The 16486-nt window shown below is 57.1% G+C and carries 15 protein-coding genes and 1 pseudogene; 2 read left to right on the top strand and 14 right to left on the bottom strand.

The genetic code is table 11. From position 1 onward, the window contains the following. Window positions 1-7: 7 nt before the first annotated feature. The 7 genes from NCS02_RS29715 to NCS02_RS29685 form a co-directional block, all read right to left on the bottom strand. On the bottom strand, window positions 8-625 hold the full coding sequence (locus NCS02_RS29715) for a glutathione S-transferase family protein (protein WP_250520410.1): 618 nt from the start codon (window positions 623-625) through the stop codon (window positions 8-10). 696 nt (window positions 626-1321) lie between these two features. Continuing rightward, window positions 1322-1492 (bottom strand): hypothetical protein, encoded by a 171-nt coding sequence (locus tag NCS02_RS29710; protein WP_250480943.1) that lies wholly within the window; start codon window positions 1490-1492, stop codon window positions 1322-1324. Between the two features lie 103 nt (window positions 1493-1595). Then, entirely contained in the window at window positions 1596-2189 is a 594-nt protein-coding gene (locus tag NCS02_RS29705) for an NADPH-dependent FMN reductase (RefSeq protein WP_250480942.1), read from the bottom strand. 164 nt (window positions 2190-2353) lie between these two features. Further along, window positions 2354-3487: a porin gene (locus NCS02_RS29700; RefSeq protein ID WP_250520409.1), complete on the bottom strand. Its 1134-nt coding sequence runs from the start codon at window positions 3485-3487 to the stop codon at window positions 2354-2356. 79 nt (window positions 3488-3566) lie between these two features. Beyond that, entirely contained in the window at window positions 3567-4430 is an 864-nt protein-coding gene (locus tag NCS02_RS29695; RefSeq protein WP_250520408.1) for an alpha/beta fold hydrolase, read from the bottom strand. A gap of 79 nt (window positions 4431-4509) precedes the next feature. Beyond that, window positions 4510-5712, bottom strand: a complete 1203-nt coding sequence (locus NCS02_RS29690; protein ID WP_250523452.1) for an LLM class flavin-dependent oxidoreductase — start codon at window positions 5710-5712, stop codon at window positions 4510-4512. A gap of 19 nt (window positions 5713-5731) precedes the next feature. Next, a complete protein-coding gene (locus tag NCS02_RS29685; RefSeq protein WP_250520407.1) occupies window positions 5732-6544 on the bottom strand; it encodes an alpha/beta fold hydrolase in 813 nt (270 codons plus the stop codon). Window positions 6545-6887: 343 nt separating this feature from the next. Here NCS02_RS29685 and NCS02_RS29680 point away from each other — a divergent pair, with 343 nt between their 5' ends. After that, entirely contained in the window at window positions 6888-8231 is a 1344-nt protein-coding gene (locus tag NCS02_RS29680; RefSeq protein ID WP_250520406.1) for an MFS transporter, read from the top strand. Between the two features lie 120 nt (window positions 8232-8351). Here the strand turns inward: NCS02_RS29680 and NCS02_RS29675 are convergent, their stop codons facing one another. The 6 genes from NCS02_RS29675 to NCS02_RS29650 all read right to left on the bottom strand — a co-directional run bounded on the left by NCS02_RS29675 (window position 8352) and on the right by NCS02_RS29650 (window position 14286). Continuing rightward, window positions 8352-9158: an IclR family transcriptional regulator gene (locus NCS02_RS29675; RefSeq protein ID WP_250520405.1), complete on the bottom strand. Its 807-nt coding sequence runs from the start codon at window positions 9156-9158 to the stop codon at window positions 8352-8354. After that, complete coding sequence (locus NCS02_RS29670) at window positions 9155-9991, bottom strand: IclR family transcriptional regulator (protein ID WP_250520404.1); 837 nt, start codon at window positions 9989-9991, stop codon at window positions 9155-9157. Before NCS02_RS29670 ends, NCS02_RS29675 begins: the two co-directional genes overlap by 4 nt. 171 nt (window positions 9992-10162) lie before the next feature. Next, a complete protein-coding gene (locus NCS02_RS29665) occupies window positions 10163-11155 on the bottom strand; it encodes an NADPH:quinone reductase (RefSeq protein WP_250520403.1) in 993 nt (330 codons plus the stop codon). A gap of 298 nt (window positions 11156-11453) precedes the next feature. Beyond that, window positions 11454-12428 carry a 2Fe-2S iron-sulfur cluster-binding protein gene (locus NCS02_RS29660; protein ID WP_250520402.1) on the bottom strand — a complete coding sequence of 325 codons (975 nt, stop codon included), beginning with the start codon at window positions 12426-12428 and terminating at the stop codon, window positions 11454-11456. A gap of 155 nt (window positions 12429-12583) precedes the next feature. Beyond that, entirely contained in the window at window positions 12584-13051 is a 468-nt protein-coding gene (locus NCS02_RS29655; protein ID WP_250480932.1) for an aromatic-ring-hydroxylating dioxygenase subunit beta, read from the bottom strand. Window positions 13052-13068: 17 nt separating this feature from the next. Then, window positions 13069-14286 carry an aromatic ring-hydroxylating dioxygenase subunit alpha gene (locus NCS02_RS29650; RefSeq protein ID WP_250480972.1) on the bottom strand — a complete coding sequence of 406 codons (1218 nt, stop codon included), beginning with the start codon at window positions 14284-14286 and terminating at the stop codon, window positions 13069-13071. Between the two features lie 157 nt (window positions 14287-14443). Here NCS02_RS29650 and NCS02_RS29645 point away from each other — a divergent pair, with 157 nt between their 5' ends. Next, window positions 14444-15286 carry an IclR family transcriptional regulator domain-containing protein gene (locus NCS02_RS29645; RefSeq protein ID WP_250480931.1) on the top strand — a complete coding sequence of 281 codons (843 nt, stop codon included), beginning with the start codon at window positions 14444-14446 and terminating at the stop codon, window positions 15284-15286. Window positions 15287-15543: 257 nt separating this feature from the next. On the opposite strand, the pseudogene NCS02_RS29640 reads toward NCS02_RS29645, so the two are convergent. After that, window positions 15544-15713: pseudogene (locus NCS02_RS29640) on the bottom strand (LysR family transcriptional regulator); the annotation flags it as partial. Window positions 15714-16486 lie beyond the last annotated feature (773 nt).

Raw genomic sequence — 16486 nt, 5'->3', positions numbered from 1 at the left:
GGAGCAGTCACGCGGCGGCGGCAAGTCCGACCGGTGTCTTCGCAAATTCGACAAAGCCCGGCAGTGCTTCGATGCGTCGAAGCCACGCATTGACGTTTGGGTAGCCAGACAGGTCCACGTTGCCCTCGGGCGCACGCGCGATGTAGCCATACAACGCGACGTCAGCGATGGTCGGTTTCGCCGTGACGAGGAAGCCGCGACCGCTCAGTTCTTCATCGATCAATTTGAGGATACGATGCGCGCGCGCGATGACTTCGTCGGCATTGAACTTGGCACCAAACACGGTGATAAGCCGCGCGGCCGCCGGTCCAAATGCGATTTCGCCCGCCGCTACCGACAGCCAGCGCTGTACGGCGGCTTCTTCCACCGGATTCTGCGGAAGGAAATCAGTCCTGCCGGACTTGCGCGCGAGATACACCATAATCGCGTTTGAATCGGCGATCGCCACATCTCCGTCGACGAGCACCGGAACTTGACCAAAACGGTTCAGCTTCAGGAAGTCCGGGGACTTGTGCGCCCCGGCTGCAAGATCGACTTCGACGAGTTCATGCTCAATAGCAAGCAGGGAAATCAGCAGGCGGGCACGGTGTGAATGACCGGACAGCGGGTGAACGTACAGTTTCATGGTCGTTTCCTTGGGTTGGCCGCAATAGGCAGGTAAACACCGTATCTCGCGTAGTAAAAGCCCCACGTGAAATAGGCAGAGCGGGTCTTTGCCGGTCGCACGAGCGGCCGGTTCCGTCGATATTGCTGGGTAGTCGCCGGGCCACAGACCCGCTTGCATGCGGCCCTGTGGCAGATGAATGACGTCGACGAGCGCCCTGATTGTGTGCCTCGGCTCTCTCGTCCCTTTTGGCATCGGCGACTGATTGGAGGTTATGCCTCAATACCACGCCCCCTTCCATCGTCTGTTGGCTTCCAGAGTCCTCGATCGTTCTGATGCAAGAAGCCAATATGCTGCTTCCTCGGTGAACGCGCGCCGCGACATAACACGCGATCGCGTGATTTCAGAGCATCCATAAGTCGACAACACTTCGCGCGCTCCGGCCACGGCACCCGCGGCCGGTCCATTTGTGCAGGAGCACCCTACTCGCACTCGCTGACGCCAGACCAGATATTGAGATAGCGCTTTCCCCCGCTCTTCGGCATGAAAAACGCGCATTATTGAGGCTCGTGAGTCTGCTAAATTTTGTGCCCTAACCTAAGCGATAGTCTTTCAAGAACGCACGCTAAACGAGGGGTCGAATTTCTGAATCCCGTTTGGACAACGCCGATCTTGTGAGCGGAGCGCAATGAAATAGGCGCGCTCCCGTGGGGAATCTCAAGTCGCGGAGTGACGTGCGTTCCATTTGCTACGATGCGCAAGCCCCTTGCGCATCGCCACCTTGCGCGGAACGATCGCAGCACCGATCGCGTCCGAAGTATCAAGGTGCGGACGCTCCATTCCTTGCTTGATCGTCAGGTACATCGACAAGCTTAAGCGAACTGCCAAGTGTGATTCCTCTTCTCGCAGACGTCGGCGTTAGGCACCCGGATACAATTAACGGCGCAGCGCCAGTGCAGCCAGTCGATCCCGCCATCGTTGCGCCGGAGCTTCAGCACGCTTCTGCATCGCTCTCGGCTCGGCAAGACACTCGCTGATTCCAGGCGAAGCCAGCGACCTGTTCCCCGACCGCCCGAAGCAGCTTTTCCTGCTCCGTCAAGGGGTCGCGTACTTCGCTCCCCGGCGAAATGATCGTGTTGATTCCTACGCCGAGCGGCGTCGGCCATCCGCGCAATGCATGCACGATCGATCGCAGAGAAGTCAGAGTTAATCCAACTCCTTGCCAACCGCCCGCGCAAACAATGCATCCAACTGGCCGCGCGTCGAGATAGGGACGGCTGTCGTCTCGCAAGTCTTCGAGATAGTCCAGCGCATTCTTCAACAGTCCAGAAAGTCCGCCATGATAAGACGGTGTCGAGACGATAATTCCGTCGCATCGACGGATGAGTTCGACGAGGCGGCGCGCACCGGCATGTGTGGCCGTTACGCCGGGCGCATACATTGGTAAAACGAGGTCGTCGCCTGACACCACCTCGACTTCACAGTCTCTGGACCGGGCTTCATCGACGCTGATTCGCAAGGCTCTCTCCGAGGTAGACCCGTCACGCAATGTTCCACCAATACCCAAAATAAAAGGACGTGCCATTTTGAACTCCGTTTTTTCACTGTCTACAGGTTGCGATTTCAGTTACACCCGTCAAACTCCAACACGGGTCTGTGTTCGTTTCCCCTTTCTGTGCGGTTCTTGAGCGCACGATTCGATCTTCTGAAAGCTTCGTCGCGGAGACGATCAGGGGTATGGAAAGCACGTCAGAACCTGTGGGCGATCATCGCTCTGACGGCTAGCTGCGTAGCGTTGCTGGAAGCCGTCAGACCAGTAATGTTCGCCACTGCTTTCTGTCCCGTCGAATCGGTCCCTTCAGCGCGTTGCCAAACGCCGACCAAAGTCAGATCGGTTCTCTTCGACAGCGAATAGATCGCGCCGAGATCGACCTGGTGATATCGCGCCGTGTCCGCATTGGTAAAATCGTACGATCCGGCCAACGCCAGCGATGGAGTCAGTCGATACAACGAGTTGATTTCGTAGCTGTCGAACCGTACCTGCGGTTCCCGATACGGGATACCGGCGATCGGACGGATATCGACGAAGCGTGTGTTCGTGTAGACAAGTCCGACCTTTCCGTCACCTATCTTGTATGTGAATGCAGCGCCGAAGATCTGCAAGGATGCAGCTGACGCATACCCTCGGTAAACCGGACTCGTTACCGGTGAGCTGTAACCAGGCGTGCCGGGAGACACGCTGCCGTCGAACGCGGTGACCGACGGATTGTTCAAATTGGCAAAGGCAACCGCCGCTTTAATCGGGCCTGTTTGATAGTCAACGCCGAAGCTGTACACGCGGTTGTTGCCAAAGCTTCCTGGCGTTCCGCCGGGAGCAAACACGCCTTCGACTGCGACGCCGCCCAACCGGGGACTCGCGTACTTTATTGCGTTGTTTATCCGGGCTGTGGCGTTCATGTTGTCGAAGTCGCCTGGATGCGATCCAAAAAATCCCCACTGCGCCGTCGCACTCGATAGCCCGATATACTCGAACACCGGCTCGTACTGACGGCCGAGCGTCAATCCACCAAAGGGCCCAGTCAAGCCAACATAAGCCTGACGACCGAACATTCGCCCCCCTTGAGAGAGCTTCCCGTTGTTCGGGTCAAATCCATTCTCCAGCGTGAAGACAGCCTTGATTCCTGCACCGAGCTCTTCCTCACCGCGCAAGCCCCATCGGCTGGGATTCGTCAACGCCGTAGCGGTTTGAAATACCGACGATCCCTTCTGATTACTCGTATAGACAAAGCCTTCGAAGACCAGGCCGTACAAAGTTACGGCGCTTTGTGCATGTGCCGAGCTTGCCAACAAGGAACACGTTATCAGGGTTAGGGCTTTCCTCACCGACTGTCTCCATATTTTTGTAGCGAGTCGCTCGTAAGGGACTTGTCTTGAGTACCCTTCGATGCCCAGCTGTTTAAATTCACGATAGAAGGAACGTCAGCACCCTTTCGTTGAACACGTCGGGCACGTCGATTTGCGGGCAATGTCCGCCGTCGAGCATCAGGAGCTCGGAACCGCCGATTTGCTTCTGCAACTGCCGCGCGTAGCCGGGCTCACGAAGCGTGTCCTGGTCTCCCGCGACGATTAGCGTCGGAATATCGATGCGCGAATAGTCTGGATGCTTGTCCACGAGAGGCCGCGCCGCGCGCACTGGCGCCTTGAATCGAGCGGCCGCCACGCACTCCCAGGCGCCCTTCTCGATTGACAAGGCGTGACGCCGCTTGATATATCCGAGGTCGTTGCGCAGCGAAGGACGCTTGATGAGCACGTCGACCATGCGGTGCATTGCTTCCTCCGAGCCGTCATAGTCGGTCAGCACTTTGCGATCGTCGTTCTCCGGGACGTGCCCTCCGCCGCTGACCAGTATCATGCGATCGATCGGCCAACGCTTGTCATCGCTCGCGGCAACATTGACGAGAACAGTGCCGCCCATCGAATTGCCCATGAAATGAGCGCGCTCTACCCCGATCTGCCGAAGAAAGGCGCTCATGTGGTTCACCCTGGCGTTCCACATGTCTTCGAAGAAAAATACCTTTTCGCTTTGACCGAAGCCGAGCCAATCGGGCGCGATCACGCGGAAATGTTCCGCCAGCCTGTCGAAGTTCCATTCCCAGCTCAACGCGCCACAAGCACCGAACTCCCCGCTATGAAGAAGAACCAACGCCGGTCCCTTGCCCCCTTCGAGGTAGTGCGTCTTGAGCCCATTGACCGTCTCGAACCGGCTTTGGGCACTTTGCATTGGAGACATGTATTGCAAATCCGTAGATTGGTAAGAAGCGGCCATGAACAGTTCTAGACGAGCGGCGGTGAACCATCGAGATGGCACTCGGACCCGACAGGTTCACCACCACCACCGTTGCTGCTTACGTGCCTGCCTGTTCGAGCTCACGAGAGACAGTGATGCGCGACGCCGAGCGCTGCTTGAGGCGAGGCAATACTTCCTTGGCAAATAGAGTCAGGTTGTTCACCGTGTCGGCATGCGAGAGCGACGCGGCATGGCCCATCATGAGAAGGTTGCCGAGGCCGCCTACGTCGTCATCGAAAGCGGCGATCTGCTCATACACCTCATCCGGCGTGCCGACGAACATCGCACCGGCATCGATGAGTTCTTCGATCGAGCCGCTATGAACATCGACCGCTTTGCCGGATGCTGACTTCGCGGTGCGCTTACCATTCGCCCGCATCATGCGCGCACTGTCGGCCGCTGACATATAGCCGGGCGGATTGTCGAATGGCTCGGCAACCAGCGCCGAGGTTCGCAGGTAATTCACGAGGATCCGCGCACGCTGCATGGCTTTGTCATGCGTATCAGCGACGGCGACGATCCCGAGGTAGGCAAAACGATCCGCAGACGGCGTGGCATGTCCGAGCTCGGCCGCAACCTCGCGGTAGTAGTCGAACATGCCTGCCGTCTGCTTTCCGCTCAGGAACGTGGCGAAGACGTGTCCGCGCGATGCAATATCGCGGATGTTGCTTCGGCTTCGTCCGGAGATCCAGACCGGCGGGTGCGGATCCTGGTAAGGCCGAGGCCAGACGTTGACATTGCGCGCCTGGAAATGCTTTCCCTGCCAGTTGAACGGGCCGTCCCGCGTGCTCAGCGCCTTCAAGATCAAGTCGTGCGCTTCCCAGAAACGATCGGTCATGCCGACAGCGGATTTCTGCGTGACACCGAGTTCGTAAGGGACGCCTCTGACGAAGCCCATTTCGAGCCGGCCGCGGGAGATCACGTCGATCATCGCAAGTTCCTCCGCGATTCGTACCGGATCCAGCCGATTGGCGATCGGATAACCGAGCGTGAGCAGGCGGGCGCGTTTCGTTTGTCTTGCTAGAATCGATAACGTGACGCCGGCGACGGACGACAAGCAGGTGGCCGTGGCGTGATGCTCGTTGACCATAAGGTCGAAGCCGAGTTCATCCGCGAGCATCCATTCGTCGAAGTAGCGAGCATATAAGTCGGCCATCACGGAAGGATCGCACTCGCTATTCGGCAGCGTCACACGCAGCGACGTTGCCTCCGGATTCCAAGCATCGGGGTAAGGTTGCTCGGTAAAATAGAAGACATTCATTATTAACCTCCTTGACGTTTCACTGCTCGATCGACACGGCTGCTTCTTCTTGCGACGCGACTCGCTGAACGAAGCTGTCGATCTCCCGCGCAACCACGGCAGGCTGTTCGATATGTGGAAAGTGGCCCGCGTCGACGATCTCGCGGTACTCGGCGCGCGGCAGCGCTGCAGCAAGTTCACGACCATATGAAGGCGCGGTTATTGCATCGTTCGCACCTTGGATAACCAACGTAGGTCTGTCCGCGCGACCCAATCGCTGCCTGAGTTTGGGGTTGTAAAGGCACGGTAGCCATGCGAATCGCGCGGCAGCCTCGCGGTTCGTGGCAACGGTCAGCAGCTCCTCGTCAGTGAGCCGATCCCTCGGTGGAGGCGCGAAGCGAAGATCGAAATAGGCACGTTCGGCGAAGGCCGCTTCCGACATCGAAAACACGTCGGCAATGTCGTTATCTGTCGGGTGTCCGAACTTGACGCCTACCGAGTTGATCAGAACGACCTGACCGATACGCTCGACGGACTTCACCGCCATCTCCAGCGCGACCCAGCCTCCGAATGAGCTTCCGACCAAAACGACATCTTTTAGATCGAGCTCCTCCAACAGATCGAGATAGAAGTACGCGAGGTCGTCGACCGAATCGAAATCGTCATTGATAGACGACTGATCAAAGCCTGGATGGGACGGTGCGATCACATCGAATGACCCGCTTAGAGCAGTCAGCACGTCCACTGAGCTGGCGCGCCCGAGATGCGGATGCAGAAAGAGCAGCGCACGGCCATGACCGGCGCGAAGGACATCGATATCAAGTTTGTTGACGGTAATCCTGCTAGTAGCCATATCTCTCCTTAACAGTATGTGAAACGCGTTTCACTTAATTCAGAATATGAGCTGCCCGGGATCGACGTCAATGCTCCAAATCCTTAGCTTTTGGTCACCAAGCGTTCAATCGCTGGCATCGCCTCGGCCCTGCCCAATGAGGCGGAAGAGATTAGTTGACAACGGACGCCGCCACACCCTAGGATAAATATATGTGAAATGACTTTTCACATAGTGTTTGATTCGTAACGTAGATCTCACCTCGCACCGTGAACCCGCCAGCGGCCGGCATGACACACCGCCGTGCCCACTCTTCAAGCGCGGTGATCGGTGAGGGTTCCTATATGAAAAAAAGGAGACGATTGTGACGGGACGCACCTTATGTATCGAAGATTTAATCGATGAAGGGAAGATAGGAAAGCGGCATTACCTCATCATTCTTCTCTGCGGTCTTGTCCTCTTCGTCGATGGTTTCGACACGCAGTGCATCAGTTATGCGGTTCCTCACATGGCCGCCCAATGGCAGCTCAAGCGCGGTGAACTCGGTCCGTTATTTTCCGCCGCGCTGATCGGACTGATGGTGGGATTTCTCGTCGTATCGCCACTTTCCCCGCGCATCGGTCACAAGCGACTGATGATCGCCTCTTGGGTGGTGTTCTCGCTGTTCACCCTTGCGACAGCCTTCGCCACCAACGTGTCGGAGGTCATCGCGTTCCGGTTTCTGGCAGGCATCGGCCTAGGTGGTGCCATTCCGAGCGCGATCGCATTAACTTCGGAATACAGTCCGAAAAGGTTTCGTGCTACGGCGGTGATGCTGATCTACTGCTGCTATTCGCTCGGTTTTGTCGCGTCAGGATTCGTTGCTGGCGCCTTGCTGTCGCGCTACCACTGGGGGTCGGTGTTTCTCGTTGGCGGAGTAACACCGCTCGCCCTGACGTATCTTCTTTGGAAATTTCTGCCGGAATCGATCTACTTTGCACTGCGCAAAGGGCGAACCGACACAGTCGAGAAACTTCTGCGCCGCCACTACCCCACCCTGCCCAATATTCGAGGCGCGCGGTTCGTCAACTCGACGACCGAATCTGATCGTATCGGAGTGCTGGGCTTGCTTGGATCGGCAGAGCGCAGAGGCACCATCTGTCTCTGGATACTCGTTTTCCTGAATCTGGGCGTGTTCTACTTCATTCAAAGTTGGCTGCCGACTATGCTTCACTCTTTGAATTACGCGACAGATTCCATCGTATGGGTAACGACCTTGACTACGATAGGCGGCTTCTGTGCCGCGTTTCTCATCGGGCCGTTGATGGATCGGACCGGGCCCTACCTGACACTCGCCGCGCTTTATCTCGGCGGCGCTGCGTCAATGTTCTGGATGGCATCGTCTATCTCGGCAGAACCAAAGGTATTGATGTGCGCAGCGTTTGCAGTCGGCTTTTGCGTAAGCGGCGGACAAAAGGGAACAATCGCCCTCGCGATCCATTTTTATCCCACGGGCTTAAGAGCGACCGGAACAGGCTGGGCCCTTGGCATGGGGCGCCTGGGCGGAATTCTCGGGCCCTTGCTCGCTGGGGTGCTATACAGCGCCCAACTGTCAATCGACGAGATCTTTCGAATCGCGGCGGCTCCAGTGTTCCTCGGCGCTGCGGTGACGTTCGTGATGCGTTGGATTTACAGCGAGAGCAAGCGTGCAGAGGCCGCGGTAACGTAATTGCAGTCTATCGACACAGCCGATGAAAAATCCCGCGCCTTGCGAGGCGCAACGCACTCAAGGCGATAAGCGAATGCCGGTCAGTCATCTGGGCCGATCGGCACGCGGCCACAGCATTCGCTACCGGACTTGCGTAACCGGTAAGCTGATAGTGTCGGGATCGATGTGAGCATACGGATTCTCAAACAATGCCGGCTGGTCCGCGATTCTGGTCTCGATTGACGTCACGATCTGACGCCAGTCGCGGATCTTCTTATCGTCCGCACGCTGATTCTGAGAATCAAGCACAGGGCCTTCGATGGCGAGGACGCCCAGCGCCCGGCTACTCAAGCGGATTGGCAGCGCAATCGATGCTCGTCCTTCCGCAAAGTTGAATGCCTCGCATCCATATCCGTTGGAGCGTATGGCGTCCAGCTCGCGAGGCAGATCGTTCTTGAGCGTTACACCTTCCTTCCTAGCCCATGCGACAAAGCGCTGATAGTCTTGCCCGTCCAACGAAGCCAAGAGTACTTTCGATGGAAGGTCGCGCGATAATTCGCCGATAGAACCCACCGCGGGGGCAGTCCTGATTGGATTGGTCCCTGCAACGGTCGCAACCGTCACACCATACCAACCGACAGGCATAGTCAGCGTCACCGACTCGCCAGTCGCAAACGCAATCTGTCTCATGTACGGCAGAGCGACATCGCGAAGAAAAAAACGCGCGAATCCCGTCTGACGCAATCGTTTTGTCGTATCACCCGCAACGAAGTCAGTGGAAGCCTGGAACCGCGCGACATAACCTAGGCGCTCAAGCGCATCTAGACTGCGAAATACTGTAGCAACAGAAAGGCCAAGCTGATTGGCGAGAGCCGTGACACCGATGGGCGCTTCAGCGGTGCATATGATCTCAAGGAGCGTCAGAGCTCGAAGCGCGGAACTGCTCATGAGTGTTCACGTGTCACAAAGATTGGCGATGCCGGTATCAATCGGGCTCGCTCTTGAAGCGGGCGCAGGATCGTCCGTATTTGCGGAAGTAATTCTTCAGCCCGCGCTTGACTGAATCTTTCACGCGGACCGCCAATGGTGATAGCCGCGTGAGGACGGTTAGCCCGGTCCAGTAATGGGAATGCGAGGTAAAGCGCCCCAAACTGTTCTGCGCCGTGCCACATGATTGATCCGTCTCTTCGAACGGTTTGGATGTCTTTCCAGACGTCATCCACGGTTTCGTACTTGGACGCGGTGGAGAAATCGACATATTGATCGATTGGCGCAGCCGCGCGCAAAAAGTCTTCAATGTCTTGGTCATCGAGAAATGCAAGCAGCGTCCTGGACGTCTTGCCGACATGCAAAGGCACGGAAAGCCCTCGCTGACTATGCGCGACGCGCGGCCCCTTCGCTTCGATCACCTCGACCGGCACTCGGTTGTCCCCGGCAATAATCGAGAGAAAGACGCTCTCGCCGGTAAGTTCGTGCAAGGCAATGAGATACGGATGGCAAAGTGCCCGTATGTCGAAGTCGTCGACCTTGCCGTTACTCAGTCCAAGAACGCGGTAACCCAACGAAACCGTTTTCTTGTCAAGGGAGGAGATCACGAAGCCCGCTGACTCTAGCGTCTCCAAGGCCCTGGAAATGATAATGCGGCTGAGTGACAGTTCGGCTTCCAACCGCGAGACACTCGTGCTGCCCTCTTCGTCGATCAGGAAGCTCAGAACCGACAGGACTCGTTGCGCCGCTTGATTGCGATACGCGACTTCTTCTGTCGACTTCTCTGAATTCATCTCCGACGCCCCCCCCGTAAGTACGCTCAGTTTACCATTTCACCAAGCTCGCTCAGCCCGTCGGACGAAGGCAGCACCGGGCCATCGGACTCTGACGTTGGATCACTCGATAAATCATCACGCCTCGATGCAACCTAAACCCCGGGGCGGATCATAGCCATCCCATGAAGGCTAGCTCCCGATTTCCACAAGAATCTTCCCTACCACCGTCCCGCTCTCCTGCGCGAGATGTGCATCCACGATTCTTTCGAGCGGGAACTGCTGCCCTATCGTCGGCGAGTATGCCCTGGCGCTGATGCACGCTGATATATCCCGCACTGCGTCTTGAATCGACCTCTCGGACATCGAATAAAGGTACACGAATCGAAAAACATGACCGCCAAACATCGCTGGACGGAAGGGTATCTCAAGCGTCGCATCTGAACGACTACTGGAATAAGCAGTCACAACACCGTCCGTTGCAAGACAGGCAAGATCGATGTGCACATTCGCGACTATATCGACGTCAATGATACGGTCGACGCCTACACCCCCTGTGGCCGTCAGGACACGCTGCGCAACATCCTCTGAATGGCGAAAAATTACGACATCGGCTCCTGCGTTTCTGGCCGCATCGGCCTGGGTCTCGTTACTCACCGTCGCGGCGACCCAGGCGCCTGCCCACTTTGCAAGGAGAATCGCGGCCGTACCTACTCCGCCGCCGCCGCCATGCACTAGCACACGCCCTCCAAGCAAATCGCCATCGGCGAACAGGCAGCGGTGAGCAGTAATCGCAGGAATCCCAATAGACGCCCCTGTCTCAAACGATGCATCGTTGCCGAGCGGGACCGCCAGGCGGGACGGGAGGACTACATATTCTGCCGCAGTGCCGAAAGGCCGTTCTGTTTGTGCCTTGAACACCCATACCCTTTCTCCGATCCGTTCCTCTGATACACCGGAGCCGACCGCGTCTATGGTTCCACTGCCATCCTGGTGAGGAATCACCCGTGGGAAACGCATCGGAGCACCCGTGAAGCCGGTACGGGCCTTGATGTCGGACGGATTCAGACCGGAGAATGCGATCTTGACCCGTACTTCGCCATGCGCCGGTAATGGGTCAGGGAAGTCGCCGATCCTGAGGACATCGACGGCATCGCCTTGTCTTTCGTAGAACGCGGCTTTCATGAATGATCTTTTCGAAAAATCGTGGGAGGCCCGCTTTCTTCGGGTCGAAGTCAGCAATATAAAATGACATCATAATGCATGGCAGACGTCTGTTAATTTAAACGATTTTCAGAGACGAATGCCGTGTCGAGCGTAATTAAGACGTGACGAGTCCAAGGGTTTAGCAAGGTACAACTTCAACGCAACAAGGTCGCATCGAGCCGCACACACCCGACCTAGCGCGAAGAAACATAGGGGTATTCGATCGATCTTCTCCTCGCTTGGACGTAGCCATAAGTATCCAATGGTGAATCGAACCTCACGATGCCTCAGTTTCGAGCATGTCCGTTTGGACGAAGGCATCGCAGAAAAACTCCTCTTCCGGCAATCCCGCGCGCATGAACTCCTCCCGTGCAGCACGCGTCATTGCCGGATTGCCGCATGCGTAGACTTGATACGTAGCAAGCGAGGAATGGTCTGCGACTACCGCGCGGTGAACAAATCCTGTGCGGCCAGCCCATGTCGCGCCAGGACTTGACAACACGGGTACGAACTTGACGTGACCTTCGTCTTGCCACTTACGCGCCAGATCTAAGAAATATAGGTCACGCTCGCTGCGAGCGCCCCAATAAAGCTTCAGTGGACGGGCAAGCTTGCGCTTGAGCGCATCTTCGATGATGGACTTCACCGGTGCGAAACCCGTTCCCGTGGCAACGAGAATCACCGGCTTTGTAGACTCGTCGCGGAAAAAGAACTCGCCGTAAGGCAGCTCTATGCGCACCTTGCTTCCCACCCCGAGTTCCTTCAGCACCCCGTCTGAGAAACGGCCACCTGGCACATGGCGCACGTGGAGATGTACGCTATCATTCTGGTGCGGCGGATTGGCCATCGAATAGTTCCGCACCGTGTTCTCATCAAGATGAACCTGCAGGTACTGGCCGGCTCTGAACTTTGCCCGCACTCCGATCGGTAGGCGAAGTTGAAGTACGGTCACATCGGGCGTGGGCTGCATGATTCGAAAGACCGAAGCATCGACTTTCTTGCGTGTGATGTGCCCCCGCTTCTCGATCTTGCGGGGCACGATGGTCAGGTCCGTCGTCGGGCGCGTGCGGCAGAAAAGCGCCTTCTCGGTCCCTTCTACATTGACTACCTCTCCGACACACTCGGCGCACACACCCTTGCGGCATGAATACGGGAGTGCAAACCCCGCGCGCTCGGCGGCATCGAGGACAGTCTCGCCGTCGTTACACTGGAAGCTGATGTCGCTCGCAGCGACGTTGATCTGATGAGCCACATTCACTCCTAATGAACATTGACCGCGCGACAAGTGGCTGCACGCTTACATTGCTCGCAATCACCTCTGCAACCGCTCCCGCTCGGGTCTTATCGATTCGCGCGCAACGTCGTGAAGGTTGCGCATACCGCGCGCAGTCATGAACGCGATACCTCTCATAACGGCAGCGCGAGCAGAGTATCGATCCGCGAGCTGTCACACACGGCAACGCGCTCACTCAGTCGGACGCTGTCCCGGTTGCGCACGTAGAGATCAAGATAGCGCCCTGTGACGAAGAGGTTCGTCGTTCCATCGCGCATGATGCGCACAATCATGAAAGAGGTCTCACTTCGAACGACGTCATTTTCCTCCGACACGATGTAGGGCTGCCCGAGTAGATGTCGATACGCATGGCGCTCATAGATGTTCGCATCGCGCAGCGACGCGACTCGGTCCACTAGCATGCCGCGCGACGCCGCATAGATCAGGCTTGCCTCAAGGCCTCGCTTGTAATTCTCCGCCGTGGTCACTTTGTAGATGCATTCGTCGATGAAAAAGTCCGGCCATTTGCCGAGATCTCCATCGTCTATGCAGCGCACATAGTCAGCCTGCGCCCGAGCAATCAAATGAAAAGCGTCTTGCATGATGAGATCCCCTGCGATCAATAGTTCATAGCGTGGCGATACGCCTTCCAGAAGCCCCGAATAGAGGCTTCCGTTACCCGGCTCTCGCTGCTATCGGCTGTGTCGCCACCCATTTCAAGTACCGAGCAGGATCCTTCCGCGCCCTCGATACCACGCTGGACAAAGCCTCCGACGCAGCCATCTTCCATCGAGACATATCCCGCAGGGCCGACCAGGTTAGCTTGCCGTAAGCGCATTTCCCGCAGCTCCGGCGTGTCATTGTCAAATCCGAGATATGTCCAGTTCAGCTCGGTTTCGTCGATCCCTCTCGGCAAGATCTGACGCACGGCGATGGAGTTTTGAATCTGCTGTAGTACGAAGCCTGGGAACACGGACAGGATCTGCAGCGTAATGCCATCACCGAACTCGTCGGTGCCCTGCAGCACGGACACGTCCTCTAAACGATGCCCGCTCTCGGAGCGAATGTTCTGTTTCGAATAGTCGCTTCGCGCTCCATCCTTCGTATGGTCGACCGCGGAGTAACTGACGTGATGCGCGCCGCTTGGGTCAACAATGATTCCGCCGCGCTGTGAAAGCTTGTTCAACTGGAATGTAGTGAAAAATAAATGCAGGATACTCGCATGATAGGAATCTTTAACATTCTCAACGTAGAGCTTCCAGTTGTTGGGAAGCGTCTGCGTAAATCGACCGAGCACCACCGGCACTCGACCATCCAAGATGCGTGCGACGCGCGACACGATCTCTTCGCCGAGGTAATCCTCCAACGGCGCCACATCGTCCGAAAAGCTACCAAATACGAGCCCGTACAGCGTTTCTATTCGCAGCTTGCGTAGGCCATGGTCTTCCATACAGAAATTGGCGTTCATGCCCCCCTTGCCATTGATACCGTCCTTGAAGGCAACGCCCTTCAAGTCGCCCTGCAAGTTATAGGTCCAGGCGTGATAGACACAGCTGAAGTCCTTGGCATTGCCTTGATCCTCCAGGCACACCATTGCGCCGCGGTGCGCACAGCGATTCTCGAACGCATAAAGCTCCCCGTCTTCATCGCGCGTGACGACGACCGGGGCGTCGCCAACGAACGTGGAGCGAAAGTCGCCTGCGTTCGGCACTTCCACTTCGAGGCATAGAAAATTCCAGTTCGCGCCTCGAAAAATTTTGTCTTGCTCGTCCGCGTACACCGCTTGGCTTTGGAACACCGTATAGGGCACGCGCGTCAAGCCTTTTTCGGGCCACATGATGTCTGCACGAGGCGCCGATTTGATGGGAATGAAGTTCAAGTGTTTCTCCTTGCGCGAAATTTGATGCGCCGAGCGCCTCGAATCTGTGCCGCTCGATTGACACAAGAGGGTTAATGTGTTCGAATAACGTACAGTGTTCGAATACGGAACTATCATGACATTCCCCAACGAAGCAGTCAACGCTGACGAATCCGTCGGCGCGCCGGGTTTTGAGCAGGGGTCCGAAGTTGAAGGCGAGGGCGGATCCCGCTTACGGGAGGGAATGGGTGGACTTGCAAAGGGTTTGGCCATCATCGAGGCATTCAGTGCGCGGTCCCCACGGATGACCGTCGCCGAGGCGGCCCGGTTAGCTAGCGTCACGCGTCCGGCCGCCCGGCGCTGCTTGTTGACACTTGTGGAGCTGGGGTACTTGTCCCACGACGGTAAGTTTTTTTCACCGCTGCCTCGGATGCTGCGGCTGGGCGGCGCATATCTCAGTACGTCGTCGGTTGCGCAGATCGCGCAGCCGCTGCTCGCGGCTGCGCGCGACGAGCTCCAGGAGTCGGTATCTCTCGCCGTACTCGATGATGGTCAATCAGTGTTTGTCGGACGCGCCGAGGCAATCCGCATCGTATCGACCGGGGCTAAGCTTGGCGGCCGCCTCCCTGCTTATTGTTCCGCGACAGGTCGAGTATTGCTCTCCCAGAAGACGAACGCAGAGATCGAGCGCGTCATCTTGGCGTTGCCTATGACAAAGCTCACTTCCCGGACGATCAATGAGCCTGAGCAGGTTCTCAATGCAATCCGCCGCGTCAATTCAGACGGCTACGCCATCAGCGACGAGGAACTCGAACTGGGGATGCGAGCGATCGCGGTGCCGGTTCGGAATCGAGAAGGCACCATCGAGGCAGCTTTGAGTGTGAGCGTGTCGTCAGCGCGCGTAAGCGTGGATGAATTGACCGGCCGTTTCCTAGCGGTCCTAATTCGTGTGGCGGGAAGGATTGAGAAAGCGCTATGATCGCATTCAATGCGCCACTCAGCGATCAGTGAATTTCAGGTGGTCACAATGGAAATGCAGGTCCGCCGAATTGTCATCGGCGGGTAATTCGATACACGCACCACCGCCCTTTTCCGCGATCGCTTTCGCTTGGAGTGCCGACTGTTCCAGCACCAAACAAAGAGTTCAAAACTACAATGTTGCCTCTTGGCGCTTGAGCACATCCCCCTAGATAACGCGCATATTCTAGTCAGTTTCGCGGCAAGCCAGAACGACAACAGGTTCGGGTGCCGGTCGAGGAACGTTTTCAGCTTGGGTAAGATGTGCATGCGCGCGAAGGACACGGCGGCGCTGATACGCAGCACACCGGAGAGCCCGGTAGACGCGTCGCGCGCGACATGCTCAGCAAGTCCACTTCCTCGATTGCGCGCCTCGCATGTTCGTAAAACGGAAGCGGGTGAAGTTTGAGCCCGCAGACCGACGAAATACCGCCGTTGGCGGCATTGCCTTGGGGAAGGCAGAACCGCAGTTCGATCAGCAATCGTCGTTATAGAATCGGGCAGTACTCCGGCGCGCGCGAAAGCGAGAGCGCCGCCGTTGCCTATCTCTCCGCCTGAGCTCTATAAGGCAGCTTGCGCGGCGACGCGAGCATCTCGTGCAGCCGACTGGTGCCCGGACGGTGGAAAGGAATCACGCGCTGCGCGTTTGTGCTGCCTCACGCTCTGTCGCAAGCAATGGATCCGAGTTGGAAGACCAAGTATTCGTTGAGAGGGAGCCTTCTATGTCGATATTCGTTCGTAAGGCAGACCCGAGAGAACTGGACGCGCGAGTGCTCCGTGACGAGCTCAGCGCAACGCTCGCCATGCTCACCGGGGACTCCAGGCAGTTTCGTAACACCGCGGAAAATTTCCTTTCGCCTCGCGCGTGTTTCGTGCCTGCGAGAGCCTTCGATGGACGGCCGCGTGGATCCGGTGCGTTCGCGCGTCATGCATATCGGGTGGCCGAGATAACTCAAATTTTCGCCCGAGCCGAAACGTATGGTACCGATTGCCGTGAACGACGTACAAACTCCAGTGCGAGCAGACGACGGTACTGGGCGTGGTGAACGGTATATATCCTGATTTCAACAGACACTTATACCTGTCACGTGGGAGACACTTCCTAACCACTCGCAGGCCGCAATCAACACTCGTGCCGATCGGTATCCTCACCCGTAAAAGC

The organism is Caballeronia sp. NCF2 (genome assembly GCF_023631205.1).
Taxonomy (GTDB): Bacteria; Pseudomonadota; Gammaproteobacteria; order Burkholderiales; family Burkholderiaceae; genus Caballeronia; species Caballeronia zhejiangensis.
This window is presented reverse-complemented; position numbering and strand designations above follow the sequence as displayed.

Bases quoted from the DNA above. Each gene is read 5' to 3' on its own strand.
- NCS02_RS29715 (WP_250520410.1), bottom strand. From the start codon at position 625: ATGAAACTGTACGTTCACCCGCTGTCCGGTCATTCACACCGTGCCCGC.
- NCS02_RS29705 (WP_250480942.1), bottom strand. From the start codon at position 2,189: ATGGCACGTCCTTTTATTTTGGGTATTGGTGGAACATTGCGTGACGGG.
- NCS02_RS29695 (WP_250520408.1), bottom strand. From the start codon at position 4,430: ATGGCCGCTTCTTACCAATCTACGGATTTGCAATACATGTCTCCAATG.
- NCS02_RS29690 (WP_250523452.1), bottom strand. From the start codon at position 5,712: ATGAATGTCTTCTATTTTACCGAGCAACCTTACCCCGATGCTTGGAAT.
- NCS02_RS29685 (WP_250520407.1), bottom strand. From the start codon at position 6,544: ATGGCTACTAGCAGGATTACCGTCAACAAACTTGATATCGATGTCCTT.
- NCS02_RS29675 (WP_250520405.1), bottom strand. From the start codon at position 9,158: ATGAGCAGTTCCGCGCTTCGAGCTCTGACGCTCCTTGAGATCATATGC.
- NCS02_RS29670 (WP_250520404.1), bottom strand. From the start codon at position 9,991: ATGAATTCAGAGAAGTCGACAGAAGAAGTCGCGTATCGCAATCAAGCG.
- NCS02_RS29665 (WP_250520403.1), bottom strand. From the start codon at position 11,155: ATGAAAGCCGCGTTCTACGAAAGACAAGGCGATGCCGTCGATGTCCTC.
- NCS02_RS29655 (WP_250480932.1), bottom strand. From the start codon at position 13,051: ATGCAAGACGCTTTTCATTTGATTGCTCGGGCGCAGGCTGACTATGTG.
- NCS02_RS29650 (WP_250480972.1), bottom strand. From the start codon at position 14,286: ATGTGGCCCGAAAAAGGCTTGACGCGCGTGCCCTATACGGTGTTCCAA.
- NCS02_RS29645 (WP_250480931.1), top strand. From the start codon at position 14,444: ATGACATTCCCCAACGAAGCAGTCAACGCTGACGAATCCGTCGGCGCG.